Source organism: Pseudomonas sp. GM50 (assembly GCF_000282375.1).
Classification (GTDB): domain Bacteria; phylum Pseudomonadota; class Gammaproteobacteria; order Pseudomonadales; family Pseudomonadaceae; genus Aquipseudomonas.
Map to the genome: position 1 here is coordinate 44618 of NZ_AKJK01000103.1, position 11379 is coordinate 55996.

General features: G+C 61.2%; 8 protein-coding genes, 1 tRNA gene and 1 pseudogene. 2 read left to right on the plus strand and 8 right to left on the minus strand.

Annotated elements, in window-relative coordinates; all coding sequences use genetic code 11:
- Positions 1–240: 240 nt before the first annotated feature.
- The 4 genes from PMI30_RS0129875 to PMI30_RS05645 all read right to left on the minus strand — a co-directional run bounded on the left by PMI30_RS0129875 (position 241) and on the right by PMI30_RS05645 (position 4405).
- Positions 241–336 (minus strand) — tRNA-Sec (locus tag PMI30_RS0129875).
- Positions 337–342: 6 nt separating this feature from the next.
- Positions 343–2262 carry a selenocysteine-specific translation elongation factor gene (selB, locus tag PMI30_RS05655; RefSeq protein ID WP_008013271.1) on the minus strand — a complete coding sequence of 640 codons (1920 nt, stop codon included), beginning with the start codon at positions 2260–2262 and terminating at the stop codon, positions 343–345.
- Positions 2259–3689: an L-seryl-tRNA(Sec) selenium transferase gene (gene selA / locus PMI30_RS05650; RefSeq protein ID WP_008013273.1), complete on the minus strand. Its 1431-nt coding sequence runs from the start codon at positions 3687–3689 to the stop codon at positions 2259–2261. Before selA ends, selB begins: the two co-directional genes overlap by 4 nt.
- Before the next feature lie 347 nt (positions 3690–4036).
- A complete protein-coding gene (locus tag PMI30_RS05645; protein WP_007902308.1) occupies positions 4037–4405 on the minus strand; it encodes a DUF6124 family protein in 369 nt (122 codons plus the stop codon).
- Between the two features lie 562 nt (positions 4406–4967).
- Here PMI30_RS05645 and relB point away from each other — a divergent pair.
- Positions 4968–5159 (plus strand): type II toxin-antitoxin system RelB family antitoxin, encoded by a 192-nt coding sequence (relB, locus tag PMI30_RS05640; protein WP_007902309.1) that lies wholly within the window; start codon positions 4968–4970, stop codon positions 5157–5159.
- Positions 5149–5418, plus strand: a pseudogene (locus PMI30_RS30865) (type II toxin-antitoxin system RelE/ParE family toxin). The gene relB and the pseudogene PMI30_RS30865 overlap by 11 nt, the downstream one beginning before the upstream one ends.
- A gap of 95 nt (positions 5419–5513) precedes the next feature.
- Here PMI30_RS30865 and fdhE read toward each other — a convergent pair.
- From fdhE to fdnG, 4 genes are read right to left on the minus strand one after another with little or no spacing between them, the layout of a single operon-like run.
- Positions 5514–6440, minus strand: a complete 927-nt coding sequence (gene fdhE, locus PMI30_RS05635; RefSeq protein ID WP_008013276.1) for a formate dehydrogenase accessory protein FdhE — start codon at positions 6438–6440, stop codon at positions 5514–5516.
- A 4-nt stretch (positions 6441–6444) separates the two neighbouring features.
- Positions 6445–7098 carry a formate dehydrogenase subunit gamma gene (locus PMI30_RS05630; RefSeq protein WP_008013277.1) on the minus strand — a complete coding sequence of 218 codons (654 nt, stop codon included), beginning with the start codon at positions 7096–7098 and terminating at the stop codon, positions 6445–6447.
- Positions 7095–8039 (minus strand): formate dehydrogenase subunit beta, encoded by a 945-nt coding sequence (fdxH, locus tag PMI30_RS05625; RefSeq protein ID WP_008013279.1) that lies wholly within the window; start codon positions 8037–8039, stop codon positions 7095–7097. The genes PMI30_RS05630 and fdxH overlap by 4 nt, the downstream gene beginning before the upstream one ends.
- Positions 8040–11105, minus strand: a complete 3066-nt coding sequence (gene fdnG / locus PMI30_RS05620; protein ID WP_157173045.1) for a formate dehydrogenase-N subunit alpha — start codon at positions 11103–11105, stop codon at positions 8040–8042.
- Positions 11106–11379: the final 274 nt, after the last annotated feature.

Here is an 11379-nt window from a genome sequence, read left to right on the forward strand (position 1 = left end):
ATCGAATTCAGATGGGAAGCACAAGTCCGTGCAACTACCCATGCTGAGGATGGAAATCCGGACGCAGAGCCTCACCTAAGTATGCGTCCCGTAATAAAAAGCGCCGACATCGCTGTCAGCGCTTAGGAATTGCGATGTCTTACGATGTATTTTTACATCGCAAGGCACTGATGCTCGAAGGCTTACCCCTGCCAGACCTCCTGTACCCACTCACGAAACTATGTACCGTTAGGCTGAAAATGGCGGAAGGCAGCCGGAGTCGAACCTGCCCGGGAACGGATGCCGTCCCCAACCGGGTTTGAAGCCCGGCCGCGCCACCGGGCGCGATTGCCTTCCTTGAACTCAGTCTTCTGTTTGCTGGGCCAGTGCATTGTCGAGTCGGATGTGGCGCCGGTCGCCAAAGCGTCGGGTCAGGCCTATTCGGTCGAAGTACTCAAGAATCTGAATGCTGCGCTTGCGCCCCAGGCCCACGGCATCGCGAAATGCAGCGACCTGAATCACCGGGTCATCGCTGGCCAGTTGCACCAGCATAGCCGCCAATCGGCGCAGCAGCGTGTCGGTGTAGAACAGGTCACGAACCACTTGATGCAGCAGTCCCAGCCGCGCCATCTTGCGCAGCAGCAGGCGCACGGCGGCCTCTTCACGGCCAGCGACTTTGGCCAAGTCACGCACCCATGGCGGATCGAAAACTGCCTGTTCGAACAGCGGCTGTAGCTGTTGCCACAAGGTCTCGTCGTCCTCGCTCAAACGCACTTGATGATCGGGTAAATGCAGCCACGGGCCGCTGGCGACGATCGCGCCGCTGGCCAGTAATTCGTCGAGCAGGCTGATAAAGGTCGGCCGCTCCAGCGCGGTGCCGACGAAGCGCCGCAGGCGGTCCCTGTCCGGCCCCATTTGATCCGGTTCGAGTTGATGAAAGCGTGCGAGGTGCTCCAGCAGCGGCGCTTTCAGGGCTTCCCAACGGGCAGCGCTGAACAGCAACGGCCCCTGCCGCGTATCAATCAAGCGCACGTCATCGGGCAATTCCCAGCTATCGCGCGGACGATTGAACTGGCGCTCCAGACGCCGGGGATCAAGCCCGGTGTCGCTGTTGGCCAGCAGCGCCGGCAGTGCGTCTTCCAGACTGGTCGTGGTGGCCAGCGTTTGTAGTTGCGCCCATCGTTCGGGGCTGCGGCGGTGTCGGGCCGGGGCGAACGGGTCGAGCACCCGGCCACCGCCGAGGGTGCGTTGGGCGCTTTGGTCGCGCAGGATCAAGCGGTCGCCTTTCACCGCCAGCACCGGCGCGTTCACCAGCAGTTGCGCGAACATCTGCTGCCCCGGTGCCAGGCTTGCGCCCTCCAGCAACGCCACCCGCGCCGTTACGTCCTGAGTACCGAGATGCACGTGTACCGGTTGAAAGTGCTCGAAGCTTCGCGCTTCGCTGGCCAACAAGGTCATCTCGATATCCAGACGCTGGGTCGGCGCATGCAGCCATTCGGCCAACAGCCAGTGGCCACGGTGAATCTGCTCCAGGGCCAGACGTTCGGCACTCAGGTTCAGCGCGACTCGCTGCCCGGCCGTTGCGCTGTCGGCCGCTTGGTTCTGCGCATGCAGGCCTCGCACCCGTACCGGTTTGCCCAGCGGACTCAACATCAGCGTATCGCCCACGGCCACTTGGCCGGACAACGCGGTGCCGGTCACCACGATCCCGGCACCGGCCACGCTGAACGCCCGATCAATCGTCAGGCGAAAACCGCCGCTGGCGCTGCGTTGAAGCACCTCATGCTGCGCATCCAGCAAAGCCTGGCGAAGTGTCTCGATGCCCTCGCCGGTCACACTCGACAGCGCGATTTGCGTCGCGTCGGCATACGGTCCGGGTGCCAGCAATGCTTCGATCTGTTCACGGACTGCCTGTACACGCGTCGGATCGACGCGGTCGCATTTGCTGATGGCGACCAGCGCCCGAGGAATGCCCAGCAACTCGACGATCGCCAGATGCTCGCGGGTCTGCGGCATGACGCCGTCATCGGCCGCCACCACCAACAACACCAGATCAATGCCCTGCGCCCCGGCCAACATGTTGTGGGTGAAGCGCTCATGACCGGGCACGTCGATAAAACCGGTCAGCGCGTCGCCCGGTTCCAGCGCCGCGTAGATATAGCCGAGGTCGATGGTCATGCCGCGTTCGCGTTCTTCCCGGCGACGGTCGCCGGCCTGGCCGGTCAGTGCCTGGAGCAAGGAGGTCTTGCCGTGATCGATGTGCCCCGCCGTGCCGACAATCACCCGTCCCGGCCCTCCTCCTGCAGTTGATCGAGCTGGGCCAGCCATGCGGCTTCGTCGTCGAGTTGGCGCAAATCCAGCCATAGCGCGTCATCGTCGATGCGCCCGAGCACGGGAATCGGCAGCCGACGAAACGCGGCCTCCAGCCCAAGCAATCGTCGCCCGCGCAGACGTTTGGCAACGTTGGGTCGCAGACACAACGCGGCGCTGGGCAGTCGTGCCACCGGTTGGCTGCCGCTGCCGATCATGCCCAGCGCCGGCACCGCGCTGACGCTCCAGCCGTCACCCAACACCCGCGCCAGTGACGGTTGCAGGCGTTCGGCCTGGGCATGAATGTCGGCTTGGGGGCGGGTCAGCAGGCGCAGACTCGGCAGGCGTTCGGCCAGCCGATCAGGATCGCGGTACAGCGCCAATACGGCTTCGAGGGCGGCCAGGGTCAGTTTGTCGACCCGCAGGGCGCGCTTGAGCGGATTCTTTTTGATTTTCGCGATCAAGTCTTTGCGGCCGACTATCAACCCGGCCTGGGGACCGCCGAGCAGCTTGTCGCCGCTGAAGGTGACGATGTCCGCGCCATCGAGCAGCGCCTGACGCACCGTCGGTTCGGCGGGCAGGCCCCAGCGAGTCAGGTCCAGCAGGCTGCCGCTGCCCAGGTCCTCCAGCAACGGCAGCCCGTGACGGTGAGCCAGTTCCGCCAACTCAGCCGTCGGCACCCGGGCGGTGAAACCTTCGATGGAATAATTGCTCGCGTGTACGCGCATTACCAGGCCACTGCGCGGACCGATGGCGGCCTCGTAATCGCGGGCATGGGTGCGGTTGGTGGTGCCCACTTCGTGAAGCCGCACTCCGGCGCGGGCCATGATGTCGGGGATGCGGAAGGCGCCGCCGATTTCGATCAGTTCACCACGGGAAATGATGCCTTCCTTGCGCGCGCCCAGGCTGTTGAGTGTCAGCAACACGGCAGCGGCGTTGTTGTTGACCACGGTCACCGCTTCGGCGCCGGTCAGCTCGCGGATCAGGCCTTCGATCAAATCATCGCGGTCGCCGCGCTTGCCGCTGTGCAGGTTGAATTCCAGATTGAGTGGGTAGCGGGCGGCGAGTTGAACGGCTTCGATAGCAGACTCCGGCAACAACGCTCGACCGAGGTTGGTGTGCAGCACTGTGCCGGTCAGGTTGAACACCCGACGGACTTGGCTGCGATGCTGGATTGCCAGACGTTCGCCCACCCTGCCCGCCAATACGTCGGGGGTTATTTCAACGGCATTGAGTTCACCCTTGAGCACCGGCTCGCGCAGATCATCAAGCAGTTGCCGCAAACCGGCCAACAGCGCGTCACGTCCATAACGCTCGGCCAACGCCTGGCAGGCAGGATGGCGCAGCAAGCTGTCGATGGAGGGCAGCCGCAAGGCTTGGCTGGCGGAAGGTGCGGACATCAGAGCTCCCGGAAACGAGTGACCGTCGCGTCTGAGTGTAGCCGCTGAGCTCACTGTTCAAGGTGATGCCGAGCGCCGCCTTCGTCTTTGGTCGTCGTCTGCGCGGCGGTGATGTCTTTGCGTTTGAGGCTCGCGTTGTGATCGTGTCGCCGCTGGCGCTTTTGAAGGGGAATTTGAGGGTGAAGCTGAGTGGGTCGGCCATTGTTGGTGCTCCGGCTGGGTTGCTCTTGAAGAACCCAGAGCATCGCACCTGACCGTGGTGCTGACTTTTAATCGACTTTAAAAAGACAGCGCTTTGATCAAAGCTCTTTACCGAGGGGCAAGCCTCTCGGTAAAGGGCTGAGTGATTACTTAGGTGGAACGAAATTATCCAGCATTCGATTCACCGCCAGTTCAGCCAGCATGATGACTTGCTGAAGCGCCAGCAGGGTATTGCGGTGGGTGCCCTCCACCAATGCAGCAATGTCACTGGCCATGACACTGGCCGAGGCCAAGTTCTCACACGTTTGAACCAGCAAGGCTTCATGGCCGACATCCGGCGCAACCATGTACATGGTGCTGGGTTTGCGGGGGGTGTTGTTCATGACCGCTGCCGGGTTGAGGTAGAAATTCAGGGCACGCTCGGCGGCTTCGTGGAATTTTTTCGAGTCGAGGGATTCGTACGGGGATGCCGGATCGGTGTCCGGTTCCGGTGGATTGGGTGTCACTTTGAACATAGATGAAACTCCCACTTAGAATAAATAAGAGCCATCACCCTCGCTACCAAACGAAGGGTGGCGGCCATACGCGGGTTGGTAGACCGGTCTAAGTAGGAAACCCGGCGCTCACAATGGAGCCCCACGCATGACCACCATATAAAGCTGAGAGCCAAAAAAGAGACTGCATAAGGTGTCGCCATGCGACTACTTAAAGGCGGGCTACCAAACCCGATCACTGTTTTTCAGTGACAGGGAAACGATATAGCCCGCCCCACAGCCGCACAAGCCAGCCGATTCTGGCGCACGCGTAGGTAACGACGCAAGGCGTTGTAGCCGTTAGGACGTAACGGCGGGTGTCTTTAAACGCGTACGTTAAACACATGAAAGCGTTCAAAAAATTGAGGAAGCGTCCGACATCTTTTAGGGGTTGGCTGTCGCAAGCGAGAGGTTTAATGTGGTTGCGCCCATCAGGTAGAGAGATAGGACCACGTGATGCTTGGCTGGGTGTACTTCATCTTGACACCCACGACAGTGAGCCACATACCGATTAGACTGCCAAGTATTGATCCCGGAGGTCACTATGAGCGCCGAACTTTCCCCCATCGTTTCAGAGTTTGAAACCGAAGAGCAGGCCGCCAGCTACGACCGTTGGTTCCGTGCCAAAGTGCAGGCGTCGCTCGATGATCCACGCCCGAATGTCCCGCACGATCAGGTAATGGCTGATATGCGATCCCTTCTCGAAGCCAAGCGCAATAAGCGCGATGCTGGTTGAGTGGCGGCCCGAAGCGCGGGCTGAACTGTGGCAAATCATTGATTATATTGGCGACCGCCACCTTGTAGCGGCGAGCGAACTGTACTAAGCCATTGAGGTTGCTACCTCGGCCCTTCCGCAACATCCCTACCTTTATCGATTTGGTCGTGTACCCGGTACGCGGGAAATTGTTGTGCATCCCAATTACTTGGTGGTCTACCGGGTGACGGATCGAATCGAGATCTTGACCGTTTTGCATGCCAGGCAGGAATACCCCTGACTCGACCAGTTATTTGCATCGGATTTGACCAGCACGCTTCGTGGCTCGCTTACTGGGTGGGATTTATCTCAAGCCTGAACATCAAGGGGACAGGCTCAGTCGCCTCCCGGTGCCAGCATCAGATTGGGCGACAGCCGCTGGTAGCCTTCTTGCTCCAGGCGCATATCCAGCATCAAGCTGCACAGGTCTGCCGAGAGCGCTTCGGCTTCGGCATCGTTTTCCAGGTAGATCAGTTTCAGGTAGCTGTTGCAGCCAGGGCAGACTTCCGCCCGCAACGGTGCCTGATTGGCAGCGCGACGGTCATCCTCGAAGCTGACGTATTGAAGGCCCTTGCTTTGTTCGCAGTACACGCATTTGACCCGCACCGCGTGCCATTCGCAGGCACACAACGAGCACACCAGATAACGCAAACCGTTGTATTTGCCGCGATGACGAATCACCCCGGCCATCGCCGGCGAACCGCAGGCCGGGCATTGGCTGAGGCTGTCGCCGCGTTTGAGTTCAAGGTTGGGTGTGCTCAGCAACCAATGGCTCCAGGCCGCTTGCAGCGCTGCACCGAGGAACGGCACCAACTCTGCCGGCAGCATTGAATACTGGCCGCTGACCAAGGCAATCGCCCACGCTTTGAGCAGCCCCGGGTTGGCGCTGCGCAACGTCGCCACGGCGTTTTCTACCGCCGATTGTGGCGGTGGCTGATAGCGTTGCAACAAGGCTTCGAGATACGGCAGCCAAACGTTTTCACGTACCAGACTGTCGGCGGCAAACGGCGGCAAGCCATGTTCCATGCACACCCGCAGGCGTTCGGGTTCGGGCAGGGTCGTCACGGGCGGATCGTCCATCAGGTTCTGCTGAACGTGACACAGCCCCGCGATCAAGCGCAGATAGTCCGCCATGGGATGCCCGTCGGCCAGGCGTTCCAGGCGCAGCGCGCGCAAGGTGAACAGGTTGTTCGGTGGCAGGTACAGAAACGGCGGTGAACTCGCCGCCGCTTCTATCTGCCCAGGCTCGAGGATTGTCGCCAAGGGATCATCCTTTTTTTGTGATCGGTCGCTCAGGCGTCTCGTCTCGGGTCACTTCCCGGTACCAGAGCTCATGGTGTTTTCTCGCCCAGGCGCGGCTGACCCGGCCACGCACCATGGCGTGCACCGAGCCGCGAATCCAGATGCCGGCGTAGACGTGGACGATGATACTCAGCACCAGGATGAAACCCGCCAGCGCATGCAGCAGCATCGCCCAGCGAATACCGGTGATGCCGAAGTACACGCTGAACCAGGCACGCCAGATCACCAGCCCGCTGAACAACAGCACCAGCATGCAGATCAGCAATACCCAAAATAGTAGCTTCTGCCCCGGGTTGTATTTGCCGATCGGCGGCACGCCCTCCTCTTCGTTACGCATGACCGTCCCTACGCGCCTGAGCCACAACCGGTCGTTGGCGCTGAAGTAATTCGCCCGCCAGAAGCTGAACACCAGGCCGAGAAACAGCACAAACATCGCCACGCCCATGTACGGATGCAGAATGCGCGTCCACGAACCGCCGCCAAACAGGTTGCTGAGCCAGAGCAACCCCGGATGGAACAAGGCCAGCCCCGACAGCGCGGCCATCAGAAACAGAATCGCCACCAGCCAGTGATTGGTGCGCTGGTTGGCGGTGTAGCGCAGGATCGGTTTGTCGTTCATGACCTGTCCTCCCCGCCGGGTTTCGTCGGATCAAAGGTGTGCACCGATGGATCGAACTCATGCACCGCCGGGTCGAGGGTGGCTGGATGTTCGTCTTCCTCGACCAGTTGTGGCCCGACGCGCACGTAGTGGAAGAACCCGGCCAGCACCGCCGCGCCCATGGCCAGCAACGCCAGGGGTTTGCTCAGGCCTTTCCACAGGTCCACCAGCGGACTGATCGCCGGGTGATCCGGCAACCCGGCATACAACCTGGGCGTGTCGGCATGGTGCAGCACATACATGACGTGGGTGCCGCCAACGCCCGCGGGGTCATACAAACCGGCGTTTTCGAAACCGCGACTCTTGAGGTCGACGATACGTTCGGCGGCGTGTTCTTTCATGTCTTCCTTGGTGCCGAAAACGATGGCGCCGGTCGGGCAGGTTTTCACACAGGCCGGCTCCAGCCCCACCGCCACCCGGTCCGAACACAGCGTGCATTTATAGGCTTTGTGATCCTTTTGCGAGATGCGCGGAATGTTGAACGGGCACCCGGTGATGCAATAGCCGCAACCGATGCAATGGTCCTGATCGAAATCGACGATGCCGTTGGCGTGCTTGATGATCGCGCCGGGGCTGGGGCACGCCGCCAGGCAACCGGGCTCGGCGCAGTGCATGCAACCGTCCTTGCGAATCAGCCATTCGAGGTTGCCGGCGTCGGTTTCATGCTCGGTGAAGCGCATCAAGGTCCAGGTGTCTGCGCTGAGGTCTTGAGGGTTGTCGTAGGTGCCGAGGTTGTGACCGACGTCGTCGCGCAGCTCGTTCCATTCCGAGCAGGCGACCTGGCAGGCCTTGCAGCCGATGCACTTGGTGGTGTCGATCAGCTTGGCCACTTCTTCTTGCGTGCGCACCGAGGGCGGCACGGTGGTGGTGGCCGAGCGGGCGATGATGTCTTGGCTGGCCATTTAGATTTTCTCCACGTTGACCAGGAATGACTTGGATTCCGGGGTCTGTGTGTTGCCATCGCCGAGGAACGGCACCAGGGTGTTGGTCAGGTAACCGTGACGGGTGGCGCCGGTGAAGCCCCAGTGCAACGGGATTCCGATCTGGTGCACCACCTGATTGTTGACCTGCAGCGGACGAATCCGCTTGGTCACCACCGCCACCGCTTCGATATGTCCGCGCTTGGAACTGACCCTTACCCGGTCACCGGCAGCAATGCCTTTCTCCTTGGCCAGCACCTCGCCGATTTCGACAAACTGCTCAGGCTGGGTCACGGCATTGATCGGACAATGCTTGGTCCAGAAGTGGAAGTGTTCGGTCAGCCGGTAGCTGGTCGCTGCATAAGGGAAGTCCTTGGCCTGCCCGAGGGTGTCCCAGACTGAATCGAAGATCCGCCCGGCCGGGTTGCTGGTCGCCTTCTTGTTGTTGGGGTGCATCGGGTTGATGCCGATGGGCGTCTCGAACGGTTCATAGTGTTCCGGGAACGGCCCTTCGTTCATCTTGTCGAGGGCGAAGAAACGCGCCACGCCTTCGGGGTTCATGATGAACGGGTTCATCCCGGCTTCAGGCGGCACATCGGCCTTGTAGTCAGGCACGTCGGTGCCGGTCCAGACCTTGCCGTTCCACCACACCAGCCGCTTGTTGGCGTCCCACGGTTTGCCTTGAGGGTCGCAAGAAGCGCGGTTGTAGAGAATCCGCCGGTTCATCGGCCAGGCCCAGGCCCAACCCAGGTTCTGCTTCATGCCGAAAGGATCGCTGTTGTCACGCCGGGCCATGTTGTTGCCCTGCTCGGTCCAACTGCCGCAGAAGATCCAGCACCCGGACGCCGTGCTGCCATCGTCCTTGAGCTGGCCGAAGCCGGACAGCTGCTGACCGGCCTTGACCACCGCGCCCGAGGCGTCGGTGACATCGGCGACGGCGTAGCCGTTGAATTCCCGGGCCAGTTCTTCCGGCGTCGGGTCATCGGGGATCTTGTAGGGCCAGTCGAGCTTGAGGATCGGCTCGGCCCAGGCACCGCCGTCAGCCTGGTAACGCTTGCGCAGGCGCAAGAACAGCTCGGCCATGATCTTCACGTCCGTGCGCGCCAGCCCCGGGCCATCGGCACCCTTCCAGTGCCATTGCAGCCAGCGACCGCTGTTGACCAGCGAACCGTTTTCTTCGGCGAAACAGGTGGTGGGCAGACGGATGACTTCGGTCTGGATCTCGGCCGTTTGCACATCGTTGTAAGGCCCGACGTTGCGCCAGAACTCCGAGGTTTCAGTGGCCAGTGGGTCCATCACCAACAGCCACTTGAGCTTGGCCAGCGCCTTCATTACACGGTTTTTATCCGGCAACGCGGCGATCGGGTTGAAGCCCTGGCACATGTAGCCATTGACCTCGCCCTTGCCCATCATGTCGAACATTTTCAGGATGTCGTAGCCGGGAATATCCAGTTTCGGCAGCCAGTCGTAGCCCCAGTTATTCTCGGCGGTGGCATTGGCGCCGTACCAGGCTTTCATCAGGCTGACGTGGAATTTGCCGTAGTTCTGCCAGTAGGACATCTGCCCGGGACGCAGCGGCTTGAGTGCGCGCTTGGCGATGTAGGCGTTGTAGTCCTGTTCGGCCTCGGCCGGCAGGGTCAGGTAACCGGGAAGCAGGTTGGACAGCAAGCCCAGGTCGGTCAGGCCCTGGATGTTGGAGTGCCCGCGCAAGGCATTGACGCCCCCGCCCGGCATGCCGACGTTGCCCAGCAGCAGCTGCACCATGGCCGCGCTGCGGATCATCTGCGAGCCGGTCGAGTGCTGGGTCCAGCCCAGCGCGTAGAGAATCGTCATGGTTTTGCCCGGTTGCGAGCACGTGGCGATCTCTTCCCAGATTTTTTGCATCGCGTCCACGGGCATGCCGCAGACCTGACTGGCCAGCTCCAGGGTGTAGCGGCTGTAATGCTGCTTCATCAATTGATAGACGCAGCGTGGGTCTTGCAAGGTCGGGTCGACTTTGGCGAAACCGTCCTCGCCGATTTCATAGCCCCAGCCGGACTTGTCGGTGTAAGTGCGCTTGCTCGCGTCGTAACCGCTGAACAACCCGTCCTCGAAGCCGTAGTTGGCCTTGACGATGAACGACACGTCCGTATAGGCGCGCACGTATTCGTGCTGGATCTTGTCTTCGGTCAGCAGGTAATTGATCAGCCCGCCCATGAAGGCAATGTCGGTGCCGGTGCGGATCGGTGCGTAATAGTCGGCCACCGAGGCGGTACGGGTGAAACGTGGGTCGACCACAATCAGCCGCGCCTTGTTATGGGCTTTGGCTTCGGTCACCCATTTGAAACCGCAAGGGTGCGCTTCGGCGGCGTTGCCACCCATCACCAGAACCAGATTCGCGTTGGCGATATCGGTCCAGTGGTTGGTCATGGCACCACGGCCATACGTCGGGGCAAGACTTGCCACCGTCGGGCCATGTCAGACACGTGCCTGGTTATCAAACCCCAGCATGCCGAGACTGCGAATCACCTTGTGGGTGATGTAACCCGCTTCGTTGGACGATGCCGACGCCGCGAGGAACCCGGTGGTCAGCCAGCGGTTCACCGTTTGCCCTTGGGCGTTCTTCTCGATGAAGTGGGCGTCGCGGTCGGCCTTCATCAGGTCGGCGATGCGATCCAGCGCTTCATCCCAGGAGATTCGCGTCCATTCCGTGGTGCCGGGCTTGCGCACCTGCGGGTACTGGAGACGGCTGGGGCTGTGAATGAAATCGAGCAGGCCTGCGCCTTTGGGGCAGAGGGTGCCGCGATTGACGGGGTGGTCGGCATCGCCTTCGATGTGGATGATGCTTTGGGCGACATTCTTCGCATTGTCGCCCTGGCTGTACATGATCAAGCCGCAACCGACCGAGCAGTACGGGCAGGTGTTGCGGGTTTCATGGGTATGGGCGAGCTTGAAATGACGCACTTGTTCGGCGAAAGCTGGCGCCGGGGCCATGCCCAGCGCGCCGAGGCTTGAGCCCGCAAGGCCGAGACCAGCGACCTTGAAGAACTGACGACGGTTGAGGTCCATCGTGCACTCCTGATCAGGTGGAAACCCGGTGCGTTGGCCGGGTTTTTCTGGACGATCACGGTGACGGCAACGGAACTACCGCCACTTTAAACTGTAGACAATGCTGTTTTGTGCTGTGTGAAAACCGACAGTCGGGTAGCCGCAAGCCAGCAGGCACACAGTTGTGGGAGCGAGCCTGCTCGCGATGGCAGAGTGTCAGGCGACATCGATATTGAATGTAAGAGCCTCATCGCGAGCAGGCTCGCTCCCACAGGGGATTTGGGCTCTGCGCGGT